The following is a 379-nucleotide window of genomic DNA, read 5'->3' as shown; positions in this document are numbered from 1 at the left end:
GGTAGCGATCCAAGGTTTACGTTTAAGTACTTGATGAATGATGGTAATTTGGGAATAACCAAAAATTACCAGCGGGGTTTCTCCGAGTGCTCCGGTGAGTATGTTGCCGTATTGGAAGGTGATGATTACTGGTGCAGCCCCAAAAAACTGTCAAGCCAGCTCGGGTTTCTTGATCAACACTGGGAATGCTCCCTGTGCTCGGTAAACTACCTGGTTTACGAAGAAGACCGTTCTCAGTTCACGCCTCGGGTACCTGTCGGTACGTCTTACCGGATAATTGGCGCTCGAGATTTAATTGCCGATAACTTGGTCGGAAACTTCTCAACATGCATGTATCGTAAAAGTGCGCTGGATGAGTTGCCCCCCGGTTTGTTTGAGA

At 47.8% G+C, this 379-nt stretch carries 1 protein-coding gene; it reads left to right on the top strand.

Going from position 1 to position 379, the window contains the following annotated elements:
* Positions 1-33 precede the first annotated feature (33 nt).
* The coding region (locus KZZ04_RS18500; RefSeq protein WP_257903672.1) for a glycosyltransferase at positions 34-379 on the top strand (346 nt) is incomplete at its 3' end.

Source organism: Pseudoalteromonas sp. CR1, assembly GCF_019392235.1.
Classification (GTDB): domain Bacteria; phylum Pseudomonadota; class Gammaproteobacteria; order Enterobacterales; family Alteromonadaceae; genus Pseudoalteromonas.
The sequence above is the reverse complement of the archived record's forward strand: the minus strand, read 5'-3'. Positions and strand labels throughout refer to the sequence as shown.